This is a genomic window from Spongiibacter sp., from assembly GCF_041602295.1.
GTDB lineage: Bacteria > Pseudomonadota > Gammaproteobacteria > Pseudomonadales > Spongiibacteraceae > Spongiibacter.
The window spans coordinates 1-15,340 of the sequence record NZ_JBFIGO010000071.1 but is presented as its reverse complement, the minus strand read 5'-3'; the positions used below and the strand labels follow the sequence as shown (position 1 = coordinate 15,340).

The 15,340-nt window shown below is 62.0% G+C and carries 12 protein-coding genes and 1 riboswitch; of the genes, 10 read left to right on the top strand and 2 right to left on the bottom strand.

Translation table 11 applies throughout. The features are described 5' to 3' along the window. From ABYM29_RS11480 to ABYM29_RS11445, 8 genes are all read left to right on the top strand, one after another. Positions 1–1,154 (top strand): cytochrome P450 (locus tag ABYM29_RS11480; RefSeq protein ID WP_372864903.1); only part of this gene is annotated, 1,154 nt, incomplete at its 5' end. Positions 1,155–1,163: 9 nt separating this feature from the next. Then, positions 1,164–2,045 (top strand): NAD(P)-dependent oxidoreductase, encoded by an 882-nt coding sequence (locus ABYM29_RS11475; protein WP_372864902.1) that lies wholly within the window; start codon positions 1,164–1,166, stop codon positions 2,043–2,045. A gap of 62 nt (positions 2,046–2,107) precedes the next feature. Then, positions 2,108–3,592: an aldehyde dehydrogenase family protein gene (locus tag ABYM29_RS11470; protein ID WP_372864901.1), complete on the top strand. Its 1,485-nt coding sequence runs from the start codon at positions 2,108–2,110 to the stop codon at positions 3,590–3,592. A 9-nt stretch (positions 3,593–3,601) separates the two neighbouring features. Then, entirely contained in the window at positions 3,602–4,372 is a 771-nt protein-coding gene (locus ABYM29_RS11465; RefSeq protein WP_372864900.1) for an SDR family oxidoreductase, read from the top strand. Between the two features lie 12 nt (positions 4,373–4,384). Beyond that, positions 4,385–4,705 carry a 2Fe-2S iron-sulfur cluster-binding protein gene (locus ABYM29_RS11460; RefSeq protein ID WP_372864899.1) on the top strand — a complete coding sequence of 107 codons (321 nt, stop codon included), beginning with the start codon at positions 4,385–4,387 and terminating at the stop codon, positions 4,703–4,705. Positions 4,706–4,731: 26 nt separating this feature from the next. Beyond that, positions 4,732–5,472 carry an SDR family oxidoreductase gene (locus tag ABYM29_RS11455; protein WP_372864898.1) on the top strand — a complete coding sequence of 247 codons (741 nt, stop codon included), beginning with the start codon at positions 4,732–4,734 and terminating at the stop codon, positions 5,470–5,472. Positions 5,473–5,480: 8 nt separating this feature from the next. Further along, positions 5,481–5,873, top strand: coding sequence for a carboxymuconolactone decarboxylase family protein (locus ABYM29_RS11450; protein ID WP_372864897.1), 393 nt, complete (start codon positions 5,481–5,483; stop codon positions 5,871–5,873). Continuing rightward, positions 5,863–6,285, top strand: coding sequence for a nuclear transport factor 2 family protein (locus tag ABYM29_RS11445; protein ID WP_372864896.1), 423 nt, complete (start codon positions 5,863–5,865; stop codon positions 6,283–6,285). Before ABYM29_RS11450 ends, ABYM29_RS11445 begins: the two co-directional genes overlap by 11 nt. A gap of 37 nt (positions 6,286–6,322) precedes the next feature. Here the strand turns inward: ABYM29_RS11445 and ABYM29_RS11440 are convergent, their stop codons facing one another. Then, positions 6,323–7,450 carry a fatty acid desaturase gene (locus ABYM29_RS11440; protein ID WP_372864895.1) on the bottom strand — a complete coding sequence of 376 codons (1,128 nt, stop codon included), beginning with the start codon at positions 7,448–7,450 and terminating at the stop codon, positions 6,323–6,325. Positions 7,451–7,557: 107 nt separating this feature from the next. Here ABYM29_RS11440 and ABYM29_RS11435 point away from each other — a divergent pair, with 107 nt between their 5' ends. Beyond that, complete coding sequence (locus ABYM29_RS11435) at positions 7,558–8,586, top strand: AraC family transcriptional regulator (protein ID WP_372864894.1); 1,029 nt, start codon at positions 7,558–7,560, stop codon at positions 8,584–8,586. Positions 8,587–8,697: 111 nt separating this feature from the next. Here ABYM29_RS11435 and ABYM29_RS11430 read toward each other — a convergent pair whose 3' ends face one another. Next, complete coding sequence (locus ABYM29_RS11430; protein WP_372864893.1) at positions 8,698–10,515, bottom strand: DUF3604 domain-containing protein; 1,818 nt, start codon at positions 10,513–10,515, stop codon at positions 8,698–8,700. Positions 10,516–10,757: 242 nt separating this feature from the next. After that, a riboswitch (cobalamin riboswitch) is annotated at positions 10,758–11,001 on the top strand. 99 nt (positions 11,002–11,100) lie between these two features. Between ABYM29_RS11430 and ABYM29_RS11425 the strand changes: the two genes are divergently transcribed. Further along, a partial coding sequence (locus ABYM29_RS11425; RefSeq protein WP_372864892.1) for a cobaltochelatase subunit CobN occupies positions 11,101–15,340 on the top strand: 4,240 nt, incomplete at its 3' end.

Here is a 15,340-nt window from a genome sequence, read left to right as displayed (position 1 = left end):
CTGTACACGAAGACCCCTATCCGCATTACCGGCGGCTGCGCGAGGAGGCGCCGGTGTATTACAACGCCGAGCACGGCTTCTGGCTGTTGACCAAGTGGGAGGATTGCTTCAAAGCTTTTCGCGACTTTAAGACCTTCAGCAGTATTAATGGCCCGGCCCTGGAGTCCGACCAGAGCGCCTCGGCCGGTTACCCGATGTTTATTAATATGGACCCGCCGGACCACACGCGGATCCGCAAGTTGCTGTCGGGCCTGATGGTGCCGCAGCGCATCGCGGGTCTGGAAGACTACACTCGCCGCAAGGCCCGCGCGCTAATCGCGCCGCATCTCGCCAAGGGTGAAATGGACCTGATTCAGGATTTCAGCGCCATTTTGCCGATGGATGTGATCTCTACCATGATCCATGTTCCCGAGGCCGAACAGGCGACGGTGCGCGGCTGGGCCGATGATCTGATCTATCGCGAGGATGGCCAGTTCGGCATCAGCGAGGCGAATGTGAATGCCTATTTCAAGCTGGCCGAATACTTTGACAATTTGGCCCGCGAGCTGGCGGCAAAGCCCTTCGACCCCGACGATATGTTCAGCTGTGTTTTGCAGGCTGAGAAAGACGGCAAAATGACCCACGATGATGTTATCGGCTTTGGCATTTTGCTGGCGGTAGCCGGCAATGAAACCACCACCAAGCTGATTGGCAATATGGGCTATCGCCTGTGGCAATACCCGGAGCAGCGCCAATTGCTGATCGACGACCCGGCGCGTATTGCCGACGCCGTGGAGGAGACCCTGCGTTTCGATGGCTCGACACAGATGATCGGCCGCACGGTGATGCAAGATGTTGAAATTCGCGGCCGACAACTGAAGGCCGGCGATCGGGTTGGCCTGTGCATTATTTCGGCCAGTCGCGACGAAGACCGCTATGACAATGCCGACCACTACGATGTGACGCGCGGCGCCCGCGACCATATGGCATTTGGCGTTGGTATTCACGCCTGCCTGGGCTCGGCGCTGGCGCGCCTGGAAGTGCGGGTGTGCTTTGAGGAGCTGCTCAAGGCGATGCCGGACTACGAGTTGGACATGGATCGCAGTGACCGCACCCACAATCCCAATGTGCGCGGCTTTACTACTTTGCCGATGCGCTTCACGCCGACGCGCTAGGAGGCGACGATGATTCACTGTGGATACATTGGTCTGGGTAATATCGGCAAGCCGATGTGCAGTAACTTGGTGGCCGGGGCGAGTGAGCAGGGCCTGAGTGTCAGCGTTTACGATGTGGTCGCCGAGCCGGTGGCCGAGATGGTGGCTCTGGGGGCCCGCGCTGCCGATAGCCCCGAAAGCATCGCGAAAAATTGCAGCCTGATTGGCATCTGCGTGCGCCATGACGCCGATGTCGACCAGCTGTTGTATGGCGACGATACTCGCCCCGGCATGCTGGCCTGTGCTGCGCCGGGCACCGTGCTGGCGATACATTCCACGGTGACCCGCGACAGTATTCGCCGCTGGGCAGTTGACGCCGCACAGTGCGACATTCACATCGTCGACGCGCCGATTAGTGGCGGCGCCAGCGGCGCGGCAGATGGCAGCCTGTGCATTATGGCCGGCGGCGAGCCCGATGCCGTTGCGCGCTGCCAGCCGATGTTCGCCTGTACCAGCAAGCAGGTGGTATACGCCGGTGATGTCGGCAATGCCACCGTCGTTAAGCTGGCGAATAACCTGATGAATTATGCCGCGTTCTCGGCGATTTCCGAGGGCACCGCGCTGCTGCGCGCCGCCGGTGTTGAACTGCAGGCCTTATATGACGTTGGTGCGGCAAACGGTGTGGTGTCGCCGATGATGAAGCAGTTTATCGATGGTCGCGACGGCGTGCGCGCGGCCTGCAGTGACGACGATATGCGCAGCATCTTTGGCCCCTTTGCCAACCTTGCCGAAAAAGACCTGGATCATGCCCTGCTGTTAGCCCAGCAGCTGGCGCTGAACTTGCCGCAGACCGAAGTGGTGCGCCGCCATATTGAGGCGGTATTTATGGCCAGGCCCATCGCCGCGGGATAGCAGCGGTCACCAGTAGTAATAAGCGACGCAGTAATAACGAACATAATAATAGCGGAGTTGCTATGACAGAATTTAACGTTGCCCAGCAGCCGGATTTTGGCGAAGCGCGCCTGTATATCAACGGCGAATTGCGCGCCGCTGAAAATGGCCGTCAGTACGCCAACATCAGCCCGCTGAGTGAACAGGTGGTCGGGGTGGCCGCCGATGCCAGCCTAAGCGATGCCGAGGCGGCTCTGGCCGCGGCGCGGCGCGCCTTCGATCACAGCGACTGGTCTACCGATCACGCCAAGCGGCTGGCCTGCCTGCGGCGTTTTGTGGCGGGATTAAATCAGCATATCGACGCCCTGCGCCAGGCGGTGGCGGCCGAAACCGGCGCCACCCAGTTCTTCGTCAACGGCCCCCAGTGCGACGGCCCGGTGGCTATGGCCAGTTGGCCGCTGGACTACCTGCAGCAGTTTGAATGGCAGCGCGACATCGGCGAGTTCGAAGTGATGGGCATCAGCAGTCGCCGTCTGGTGTGCAAGGAGTCCGCTGGTGTGGTGGCGGCGATTTCGCCGTGGAATTTCCCCATTCAAATCAATTTGGCCAAGTGTATGCCGGCGCTGGCGGCGGGCTGTACGGTGGTGCTGAAGGCGGCCCCGGAAACGCCGTGGACGGCGTCCCTGCTGGGCCGCATCGCCAGCGAAGCGGGGCTGCCGCCGGGGGTGTTTAATGTCCTCACCGCCAGTGAGCCGGCGGAAATTGGCGATTTTCTCAGCCGCGATCCGCGGGTGGATGTGCTGTCGTTTACCGGCTCCACGGCGATAGGCAAGCGGGTGATGGCCAATGCCGCCGAGACCGTCAAGCGGGTGTTTCTCGAGTTGGGCGGCAAGTCGGCCATGGTAGTGCTGGACGACGCCGATCTCGGCTCGGCACTGTTTGGCGCGCTGGCCATCTGCGCCCACAGTGGTCAGGGCTGTGCGATCACCACGCGGCTATTGGTGCCCAGAGAAAAACTGGCCGAGGCCGAGGCACTGCTCTGCGCCTATATTGGCGGCATGAGCTACGGCAGTAGTGATACCAGTGGTGAGATGCAGGGGCCGCTGATCAGCGAGCGCCAGCGCCAGCGGGTACTGGAGTATATCGAGCTGGGCAAGCGCGAGGGGGCGCGGCTGATCCTCGGCGGCGGCGTGCCGGCCCATGTCGAACGCGGCTATTTTGTCGAGCCGACCATTTTCAGTGACGTGCGCAATGACATGCGCATCGCCCAGGAGGAAATCTTTGGCCCGGTGCTGGTGGTGATTCCCTTTGACGACGAAGACGAGGCCCTGCGCATCGCCAATGACTCGCCCTACGGCCTGTCCGGCGCCGTGTATTCCGCCAGCGAGGCGCGTGCGCTGGCCTTCGCCCGCCGGGTGCGCAGTGGCACGATGAACGTTAACGGCGGCAATTTTCTCGGCCCCGATGCGCCCTTTGGCGGCTACAAGCAAAGCGGTATCGGTCGCGAGATGGGGCCGGAAGGCTTCGACGAGTATCTGCAGACCAAAACCATTGCGATCGCAGTGTAGGAGGGCGACATGGCGGAATCTCTGCACGAGCGGGTGATCGTAGTGACCGGCGCCTCCAGCGGCTTCGGCTTGGCGATGTCGCGCGCCTTGATCGAGGCCGGCGCCAAGGTGGGCCTGATTGCCCGCAGTGCCGACAAGCTGGAAGCCGCGTGTGCGCAGCTCGGACAAAACAGTTTTGCGGTGGCCGCCGATGTCGGTGACAGCGCCGCCGTCGACCGCGCCGTGGCGGCGATTGCCCAGCACTTTGGCGCTATCGATGGCCTGGTGAACAATGCCGGCATGGCGCGGCCGGGCTTTGCCGAGGATCAGCGCGACGGCGATATCGCCGCCCAGCTGCAGCTGAATATTGCCGGGCTGGTGTACTGCGCGCGCGCGGCTATTCCCTGGCTCAAGCAGTCGGCCAATGCCCGCATCGTCAATGTCAGCAGCGCCAGCGCCGAGCACCACGATGAAATGGCGGGGCTGTCACTGTATGCGGCCACCAAGGCGGCGGTGGAGCGGCTGAGCCGCGATATGCGCCGCGAGCTGGCGCCGGCCGGAATTGGCGTGACGATTTTGCGCCCCGGTGCGGCGATGACCGATTTTGCCGCCGGTTGGGATTTTGAACGACTGAAGATAGCGGTGGATGCCTGGCAGCAGTGCGGGCCAACGATGGACGGCGGTATGCAGCCTGAACACGTGGCGCAGTCGCTGCTGTTTTGCCTGCAAATGCCAGCCGGTGTGTCGGTGGACTTGCTGGAGGTGCGACCCTGCACCCCGGTAGAAAAAATTAGATTATAGGAGAGGCAAATCATGGTTGCGATTACCTATGTTGAACACGACGGCACCGAGCACGTGGTAGAAGTCGATGAACAAATGAGCCTGATGGAGGGCGCTACCTTGAATATGGTGCCGGGGGTGGAGGGCATGTGCGGTGGCATCTGTTCCTGCGCAACCTGCCACTGTTACATCCGCGAGGAGTGGCGGGACAAAATGCCGGCGATGAGCGACGGTGAAAGCACCATGCTGGAAAATGCCATCGACCGCCGCGCCAACAGTCGCCTGGGTTGTCAAATCAGCGTGACGCCGGAAATGGATGGCATGCGCGTCGAGCTGCCGCAAGAACAGGCCTGAACAAACGCTAAAGAAGGAAAATAATAATGAGCTTTCAAGACAAAGTGGTGGTCGTCACCGGTGCCGGCCAGGGGATTGGTGAGGGCTATGCCAAGCGCTGCGCCGCCGAGGGCATGAAGGTGGTGGTGGCCGAGTTAAACGTCGAGCAGGGCGAACGCGTCGCGGCCGAGCTTCGCGAGCAGGGCGGCGAGGCGCTGTTTGTGCGCACCGATGTCGGTGACGAGGACTCCTGCCTGGCCTGCGCGGCAGCGGCCAAGGCCGCCTACGGTCGCATTGATTTTCTGATCAATAACGCGGCGATTTTTGGCGACATGAAAATTGAAGGCTATCTGAATGTCGACATGGACTACCTGGAAAAGTTTATGCGGGTCAATGTCCACGGCAGCCTGCTAATGGCGCGCGCCTGTGTGCCGCATATGCCCGAGGGCAGTGCCATTCTGAATCAGTCGTCGACCGCGGCGTGGATGAATATTGGTTTCTACGGCGTGGCCAAGCTCGCCCTCAACGGTTTGACCTGTTCGCTGGCCCGCGAGCTGGGCTGGCGCAAGATTCGTATCAATGCCATCGCACCGGGCCCGACCGAAACTCAGGGCCTGCGCAATACCGCCGGTGATTACGCCGACGAGTTGGTCAAACAGATGCCGCTCAGCCGTCTGGGGACTCCCGACGATATGGCTGATGCTGCGCTGTTTTTGTTGTCTGAAAAGGCGTCGTGGATTACCGGCCATGTGCTCAATGTGGACGGTGGTCAGTTCATGCGGGTGTAGGAGGAGTTATGACTGACAGTAAACGCCAGCGCGGCGTCGACAAGTTTAAAGAGGTGTATTGCAACGCCCTGCCGGAGCCGCCGGCAGAGGGCCAAGATCGTTTTTTTGATTTTATGCTGGGCTCCTTGTTTGGCGATTTGTGGGACAACGATACCCTGAGTATTCGCGATCGCCGCTTGTTATTGCTGGGGGCGATTGCCGCCCAGGGCGAAGACATGACCTTTACCATTCAGGCGCAATCGGCCTATAAGCGCGGTGAGTTGGATGAGGCACAGCTGGAAGAGGCGGTGTTGTTTCTCACCCAATACATCGGCTACCCTCGCGCCTCGAAAATGCGCATGGCCCTGTTGGGCTTGTTGCCAAAACTGAAAAAAGAAGCAGGGGAAGCCGATGGCGGATAGTCAGCAGAGTGAACGCCACCGCCGTGTGGCGATCGATTTTATTGAGCGTTTGTCAGCGGGGGATACCGAGGGCTTTTTGGCGCTCTACCATCCCGAGGCGATGCTGTGGACCTCGGGCAATACACTGATCTCCGGCCACTACAATCTTCAACAAATTGCCAGTTCCGCCGTTGGGGTGCTGGACGCCTTTCCCGACGGGCTGCGTTTTACCGTCCACGCCACCACCGCCGAGGGCGATCGCGTGGCGATGGAGGCCGAGAGCTGTGGCCTGCACAGCTCTGGCCAGCAATATAGAAACTACTACCACTTTTTGTTCCGTTTTAAAGACGGACTGATCGTCGAGCTGAAAGAATATATGGATACCGAAGTGGTGACCGATATTCTCTGTGGTGGACAGCGCCCGACTCGCTAGACGGTTGCCGTCCGTGGCGTCCGCCTAGTGAGTCGCTTTAATAGCTGGCGGCGGCGTCCGCTGAGCTGTCCGCTGTCGGCGCCGTTGCCATGTGAAAGCGGTTGGCCCGGCGGAATGTCGCCATGTCATTAAACCGCACACCCATTTCCCTCATCACCTTATGGCCGGTACTGGCCGTCCACTGGCGTATATAAAACGGCTCCCTAACGGCAAAGTGGTGGATGGCGTGGGTAGAGCCAAAGTTAAAGCAAAATAGCTGGAAGGGCAGCAGATACCAGGCGTTTAGCACCTGGGTTTGCTGCATGACATTGCCCGCTTCAACGTCGCCATAGTAGTGCATGTTGGAGCTGATGAAATGTATGCAAAAGGTGCGCAGAAAGCTCGGCAGCATCAGTGTCACCGCCAGGAAGTTGAGCACCTCCAATAATGAGCTTCCCCAGGCCGGCAGGGCCAGAGGGCTGCCGATGGCAGCGGCAATATTGGCGACCAGGTAATAGGCAATGAGACCGTGCCAGGCGAGGTAGTACAGGTTGCCGAGGGGGAGGTAACTCAACCGCTGTTCCCAAGCCAATGCCTTGTAGGCTTTGCTGTCGGCGGGCTTTTGTGCAGCGATGAATTTTTTAACCATATCCAAGGTTTCCTGCGGCCGCAGATAAACGGCCAGCATATTGTCGCCGGTCATCAGCAGGCGACGCAGTCCCCAGGGGCTGCCATTGGTAATCCCCCTTTCCTCTAGGTCGGAGTCGGTTCCCGAGACCTTGTGGTGGTGGAGGTGTAATTTGCGCCGGCGCAGCGGGTTGACGGTACTCGGCCGGGCGATCCAGCACAGCACCAGCATAAAGCTATTAATGGCCGGGTGTTTGCGAAAATACATCTGGTGAATCAGGTCGTGTTCAAGCTCGTGAATAAACGACGCGAAGATGGCGATAATCGGCACGCACAGGTACCAGGCGACGACATCCAGATAGTATAAGTAGGCGGTGCCCAGCATACCTGTGAGTGATAACAACATGATGCCGGCGCCTATGGCACTCTGGTGTCGCAGCCAGGGGTGGCGTGCGCGCAATTCCTCTCCGGCAGCGAGCACAGTGCGGCGGATATGGGCGGTTTTTTCTGCGTCAGACAGCGGGCTGTGGCGCGGATCGAGTGTTGTAGCGTTTGTCATCGGTTTGTCCTTATTGCACAGATGGCTGCTAATATAGGCTTGCCTTGGTGGCCGCGCAGGCCCCAACGCGCCAAACTTTTAGCCGGATGCGACAGACAGACCGCACTATGCCAAGAAATGCCACCTCCCTGGCCAGCTGGATTAAAGCCATACAGATGACGCTTCAGCAGGGCGGTGTTGACGGCGCCCCGCTGTTTGCACAGGCGGGTTTGGATATGGCCGCCCTCAATGATCCCAATGCCCGCTATCCGCTGGCCAACACCTCGGCCCTGTGGCGCCTGGCCGTGGCTGCGACAGGCCAGGCTCACCTCGGGCTGCTGGTGGCGAAAAATATTAATCAGACCACCTTTCACGCGCTGGGATTTTCCCTGCTGGCCAGCACAAGCCTGAGGGATTTTTTTGAGCGTATAGAGCGATATTTTAAGATTGTGTCTGATGCCGCCGAGCTGGAATTTGTCGCGGTTCCAGGCGGGGCGAAATTTGTTATTCACCCGCTGCCGGGCGTGCTGCAACCCGCTGACGAAGCCCTGGATGCGATGCTGGCGGTTATCGTCCGAGGTTGCCGGAGCTTGTATGACCGGGAGTTTTCACCGCAAAAAGTCTGCCTGCGCCGCAGCGCGCCCGCTGAACGTGAGGCCTTCGAGGCCACTTTTCGCGCGCCCCTGTACTTTTCTGCGGCAGAAACGGCGATCTATATTGCCGGCGAGGTTTTGGATATTCCCCTGCCCTCGGCGAATGCCGAGCTGGCGCGTCACAATGACAAAATACTGGCCGACTACCTTGCCGGCCATCAGTGTCAGACGATTGCAGATCGGGTGCACGCCGTGCTGGTGGAACAGTTGCCGATGGGGGTGCCGTCGCGAGAAGAGCTGGCGCGCTCGCTCAACATGAGCCTGCGTAACTTGCAGCGCAAGCTCAGCGACGAGGAGACGAGCTACAAGGCCATTTTAAACGATACCCGCTGTGACTTGGCCCTGTCGTATATGGCGGATAAGCAGTACACCGTGAGCGACATTACCTATCTGCTCGGCTTTGCCGACACCTCGAGTTTTACCCGGGCCTTTAAGCGCTGGACGGGCGTTTCTCCCCGAGAGTATCGAGCTGCGGCCATAGAGGCGCCGCTGCACGGCGAGTAGAGCTTGGACGAGCGAGTAGCGACCGCGCAAGCGTTCTGAATATCCTTGCCGGCGCTCGCTGGCGGCAGCGTGGCCAGCACATCGCCGGCCACGCTGCCCGGAGCAGACTGGCTATTGGCCGGCTGCCGGCGAATACCAGATCGGCGAGGTCCACGCCCGTTCCTGAATGCGCTTGGGGGCGCTTTGGCAGCACAGCTGATGGGCGGGGTCTTCGCTGTCGAGTTCCGGGCAGCGGTCGACCACCGCCTCGCAGTAGTATTGATCCCAGCGACAGCTGGGCTGCTCCAGTACGCGGGCGTAGTAGAACGCCTGCTGCTGGGGGTCGAATAAGGGGTCCTGCCAGCTGGCGCACAGCGAGGCGCTGCGGGCCTCTACCTCTCGGCAGCTGGCAAAGTCGCTGGACAGCGCCGGGCTGCTGGCCAGGTCGAAAACCTTCTCGTGGCTATTGCCCTTGTCGTCCAGCCAGCCTTTGATGACTTGCAATTTGCGCAGCCCCGGCATGGCCTGGGCGGGGCTGTCGGCGGCTTTTAATGCCGACAGGAAGAAGCGCGGGCTGTCGCCGCCGCGAATTTCTCCGCCCATCGGCGTGCCGCGGGCATAGGCCTGCTGCAGCGCGTCTTGGCGCTCGCAGAGGTCGGCGGGCAAGTCTTCGCCGGCAAAGAAGCGCACCGCCACGCGGTGGCCGCTGGTGGCATAGGCCTCGCGGCGTTTGATGGCATCGAATAGCGCTTCGCGACTGTTCTCACGCGCATATAGCACCGCGAGACCGCCGGGGTTGAGCTCCGTCGGCTTGGGCAGCATTTGGCCCAGGGCAGGGCTGGGCTGCTCTTTGTTGTGGTGCTCGCGGTAGCCCGCCTCACTCACCTGTCCCGGGCTGACAATATGGGTGTCAGTGCTGCCGATAAAGCCGGTGGCAAAGGGATTGACGCCGTCGCGCTGTTGATAGCGAAGGCCTTCTTTCAGGGCATTGCGCAGAAAGCTGCTGTCGTTTTTCGGCGGCTTGGCCAGCGGTGGCGCCATCTTGCCGATGAAGGAGTCGTAGGGCAGCAATTCAAATTGGCAGGCTTCGTCGCTGTCGCCGGGCTGGTAGTAGCACTCGGAGGCGCCCTTGTGTTGAATAATCTCGGCCAGGCGGTCAAAGCGGGCGCGCTCGGCGACCTGCTCAGGCGTCAGCCCACCGTCGGGTGTCAGCGCGCTAAACATCCGGCCTTCGCTGAGATTGCTGTTGTGGGGGATGGTCACCGCATCGCAGCCGTTACTCTGGTCGGCACAGTGCTGGCGCAGCTGTTGCCAGAGCTGCTCGGGCTCGGGGTAGCTGAAGGCATCAAAGGGCAGGGCAATTTGCGGATCCTGATTGAAGATCACATTGCGGTGGATGGTTGGACCGTTGTCCACTCGGCCACTCCACTCATAACCGACGAAACTGGTGAATTCACAGGGCTGATTGTGCTGCTCGGCGGCGGCCACGGTTTGCTGCCAGGCGCCGGAGTAGGCGCGCGCGCAGGCGCCATCGGCACAGGCGCCGAGGTCATCGCCGAACCAGTGGCTGGCAATTTGATTGAGCAGGATGCCGGCGCGCGGCAGGCGCCGTTCGATGCGGCACGCCCAGCTGTTGTAGTTGGGGTGGTCGGCCTGGGCGCAGATAGTGGCCGCGGCCATTTGCTCGGCGTGGTCGGTAACCGCGGCGAAATCCAGCTGTGTCGACGGCGTCAGTTCCAGGGTGGGCGACACGCTGATGGTCTCGCCCTTGGCGTAGCGGTAGGCCGCGTCAGGGCCGGCGCGGGTGCCCATGCCAAAGGCATCGTTGGACAGGCCGGTGTGCACATGAAGGTCGCCGTAAAAAGCGCGGGGCAGTTCGCTGCGCTGGCATTCGGCGGCCGCAGAAAGAGAGAGCAGGCATAGGGTGAGGCTAATTATTAGTTTTTTCACTAGAGCTCCAGCAAATCGCGTTGTCGCGTGGCGGTGATATCCATATAGCGCAGTGCGCAGCGAATGACGATAGCGGCTTTAGCGGCTGGGCACATCCCCGGGATTGAGGCTTGCAGTTGGCGGGGGAGTGTGCTGATTGTTGCCGGAAACGTTGAATTTTTGTGGCTGCGCAAAGGCCCGCTCGCAAGTGTTTTATCGTGGTGGCCGGTGCGCTGGTGCTTGACTGGCGCAGTGCAAACGGTATGATCGCCCACGTTTCAGGTGCCTGCGCGCTGATCTAGCGCGCGGGTTAAACGGGAAACAGGTGCGCGGCACATTATTGTGCGCAAGGCCTGTACTGCCCCCGCAACGGTAAATAGGTAAACCGCTCTCACGCCAACGCGCCCCGCGTTTGGCAGCCACTGTAACCTCGGTTATGGGAAGGCGAGAGCCAACGCAAGCGCGTGCCTATGAGTCCGGAGACCGGCCCGAAATGTTGTTTAGCGCTATCGTGGCGGGGTGCCAGATTTACGACGTTTATCTATATGCCTCCCTGCGTGTGTCTCACTACTTAGGTGTCGCTTGGCCGACATACAAGGGATCCACATGTCCAGCCCCAACTCTGTTAAGCCCTATTTGTTGGCGATTTTGCTATGCCTGTGGGTCTTGCCGGCACAGGCGAGGCCGTCCGCCGATGTCTTGGTTATCGTCTCCGATCGCTCGGCGCCTATTCTGTTGGCCGCCAGTGAAAGCGATGCCGCACCCAATGGCGAACTGCGCCTGCAAGTGCGCACCGTCAGTCAGCTCGACGAGATGAGTGACGCCCAGCTGCAAGCGCTGATTTGGTCCAGCGAGTCGCTGCTGATGCTGGCGGTATTTGGCGAGCCGGTGGAGCGCTTGCTGGCCATGAACTACCCATCGGCGCAGCCGCGCTGGGTGATTCACAGTGACCGCCGCTTGCTGGCGCTGCAGCGCGACCGACTCGGCGAGCCCTTTGCCGGCGGATTGCCCGAGCATATTGTTGGCGACAAGGCGGCGCTGGCCAGCGGCGAAAGCCTTCGCGCCAAACAGCAGGCGTTTCCCGCCTATGCCGATTGGCTGCAGGCGCGGGCCTACTGGCTGCATCGCTCGCGAGACAATGCCCGCAGTCTGTTGACGCTGGTGGCCAGTGGCGGTCAGCTGCGCCCGCCCTTGCAAACGGTGGCCGAGTTGCGTTTTGCCCTGCACGGCGCCGAGCAGGCCCGCTGGCTGTCGGCCGAGGACTTGCCAAAGGCGCTTGAGGCGGGGCGGCCACTGCTGTGGATTCTCGACCACGACACCGGCGACTTGGGCGGCGAATGGGCCCTGCACCGCGAATTCTGCGCGGCGATTGCTGCCCAGTGCGTGTCGGTACTGGCGGCCTGGGGAGAGGCCAGTGTGGCGGCGGTGGAACAGATACGCGCGCTAATGACCGGCGCCATGGCGGCCAGCCCCTGGGCGGTATTGGCGCTGCAGGACTTTGTCATCGGCGGCGGCGAGGGGCGCGAGCGCGTCGAGGTCTTGTTGAACAGCTTGAATGTGCCGGTGCTCAAGGGCCTGCGCCTGGCCGAGTGGACGGCGGCGGACTACCAGCTGTCGCCTCAGGGTATACCGCGCGACTCGGTTCACTACCGACTGGCAATGCCTGAATTGCAGGGCGTGAGCCAGGCGCAGGTGTTGGCGTTGGCGCAGGACAGCCGCATTGACCCGCTGACCGGAGCCAGAGTGTATCGCAGTCGTCCGCAGTCGGCGGAGATTGCCCGGCAGGCGCGGCGCATCGAGCGCTGGCTGAGCCTGCAGACCAAGGCCAATCAAGACAAACGCATTGCCATTGTCTACTACAACCACCCGCCGGGCCGGCACAATATTGGCGCCGACAACCTCAATGTGCCGGAAAGCCTGCTAGAGATGCTGCGGGCGCTGCAGGCAGCGGGCTATCACACCGGTGAATTGCCCGCCGATGCCGAGGCACTGCTCGAGCTGTTGCAGGCGCGCGGTGTCAACCTGCCCGAAGACGCCCAGGCCCTGGCCGCCATGCACACAGAGGTGGCGACGCTGAGCAGCAGCGACTACAGCCAGTGGTTTGCCACACTGCCCGGCGTGGTGCAGGCGGAAATGCGCGATGGCCCCCTGGCCGCCCTGCACAACCGCCTGCGCAGCGCCCTGCTTGCCGCCCAGCAGGAGGGGCGTGCCAGCGTCAGGCAGCGGCGCTTGGCATTGTTGTCGGCCTACACCGACAACAGTGTGCGCGATATCCACCACGCCCTGGACGGCCTGCGCCACAAAGGGCGCGAGCGCGCACTGGACCTGCTGGCTCAGTTGCACAGCGACTACGCGGCGCAAATTGCCGCTGTCGCGGCGGGGCAGGCCGTGGACTGGCAGCGCAGCCAGGCCCTGCTGCAGGCGCTAATTGCCCTGCAGATTGAAGGGATTCGCGGCTGGGGGCAGCCGCCGGGCAAGGTGATGGTGTGGGCGGATGATCTGCTGATTCCCGGCCTGCAGTTCGGCAATGTTTTTGTCGGCCCGCAGCCGCCGCGCGGCTGGGAAATTAACGAAGAGTTGTTGCACGCCAACTTGTCCTTTCCGCCGCCCCATCAGTATCTGGCCTTCTATCATTACATCCAGCAGCGCTTCGCCGCCGATGCGGTGGTGCATGTCGGCCGCCACTCCACCTATGAATTTCTGCCCAAGCGCAGCGCCGGGCTCAGTGGCGAAGACTACCCCTCGCTGGTGGCCGGCGAACTGCCGGGTATCTATCCCTATATTGTCGACGGCGTCGGCGAGGGTATTCAGGCCAAGCGCCGCGGTCTGGCGGTGATGGTCGACCACCTGACGCCGCCGCTGGCGATCACCGAGCTCTACGACAATCTGCTGGAGTTGCGCCAGTTGATAGAAAGCGCCGAGGCGGCGGCCGACGCGGCGACGCGCAGCCGCGCGGTCGACAGCTTGCGCCGCCGTATCGACGACTTGCAGCTGCGCGACGAGTTGGTGGCCAGTATGGATGAGGAGTTGCAGGTGCGCGGCGTCGGCTTTGACGATATTGACGAGGACTTTTTGCTGCACGAGGTCGGCCACTACCTGACCAATATCCAGGAGAGTTTTATGCCCTTGGGCCTGCATGTGTTTGGCCGCGACTGGTCGCCCGAGGCGGTGGACACCATGCTGGCATCCATGCTCGACGGCAATGACAGCGCCGACAAGGCGGGATGGCGGCGCGACCTGCGCGCCTCGCCGGCGGCGGAAATGCGCGCCCTGCTGAATGGCCTCAATGGCGGTTTTGTCGCGCCGGGCAAGGGCAATGACCCGATTCGCACCCCCGAGGCCCTGCCTACCGGTCGCAATTTTTACGCGCTGGACGGCAGCTTGCTGCCCACGCGGGTGGGCTACGACATCGGCAGTCAGCTGGCCAGCACGGTGCTCGCCGGCGACCCGACCGCGATAGCGGCTCACCGCCCCGGCGAGGGCAATAAACAGGGGGTGATTCTTTGGGCCTCGGATGCGGTGCGCGACGAGGGCGCGATGATCGCCTTTGGCCTGCGCCTGCTGGGTGTGCGGCCACTGTGGAACAGTCGCGGCATTATTAAAGGTTTAGAGCGCCTGCCGCTGGGGCCCGAGCAGGCGCGGCGACTGGATGTGCTGTTTACCACCTCGGGGCTGTTTCGCGACCTCTACGGCGAGCACCTGGCGCTGCTGGACAAGGCGGTGCTGATGGCGCTGGACGCAAGCCGCGACACCATTGTGCGCGACTATCCGGCGCTGGCCGTGGCACTGCGCGAGGCCCTGGCGCCGCTGGGCGATTGGCAGCGCGGTGGCGGCGAATCGCTGCAGCAGAATTTGCTGGCGGCTAACTGGGTGAGCGAGGCGCGGGCAATGCTCGCGCAAAACCCCGCGCTCAGCGCCGCTGAACTCGGCCGGCAGGCCAGTCTGCGGGTGTTTGGCATTGCGCCGGGTGCCTACGGCGCCGGTATCAATCGGCTTGCCGAACGCTCCTCAGCCTGGCAGCAGCGCGAGGAGCTGGCTGAGGTGTTTATTAAGCGCATGGGCCACGCCTACGGCATCGGCATGCAGGGCGAGTCGGCGCAGCCGCTGTTTCGCCGCCAGCTGGCGGGGGTGTCGCAAACCTTTCTCGGGCGGGCCAGCAATCTCTACGGCCTGATAGACAACAACGACGCCTTTGACTACCTCGGCGGTTTGAATCTGGCCGTAGAAGCGGTCAGTGGCCGCCAGCCCGCCAGCGCGGTCATTAATCACGCCAACAGCGATCAGCTGCGTATCGACAGCCTGTCGCAGGCGCTGCTCGGTGAGTTGCGCGGACGCTTTTTAAACCCCCAGTGGATCGCGCCGTTGATGAAGGAGGGCTATGCCGGGGCGCGCACCATGGGCAGCGAGTTTATTGAATACCTGTGGGGCTGGCAGGTGACCAGCCCGGAGATCATCAGCGACAAGGTCTGGCAGGACGTCAAGGCAGTGTATGTCGACGACAGCCTCGGTCTGGGTGTGGACGAGTTTCTCGGCGAGGGCCATCGCCGCCATGTGCAGAGCAATATTCTGGCGGTGATGCTGGTGGCCATCGACAAGGGCTTCTGGCAGGCCGATGCCGAGACGCGCCGCCAGCTGGCTGAGCTGTTTGCCGACAATATCATTGCCGTGGGCATTCCCGGCAGTGGCCACACCCACGCCAACCACCCGATGTACGACATGGTGAAGGCAGAAATCGGCGATGAGCAGGCGCAGCGGCTGGAGGCAGTGTTGGCCAACAGCCGCATGGTCGCGGTGGCTGAGGCGCCAGCGCCCAGTCATATTCGCGAACTGAACGTGGACGAGCTGG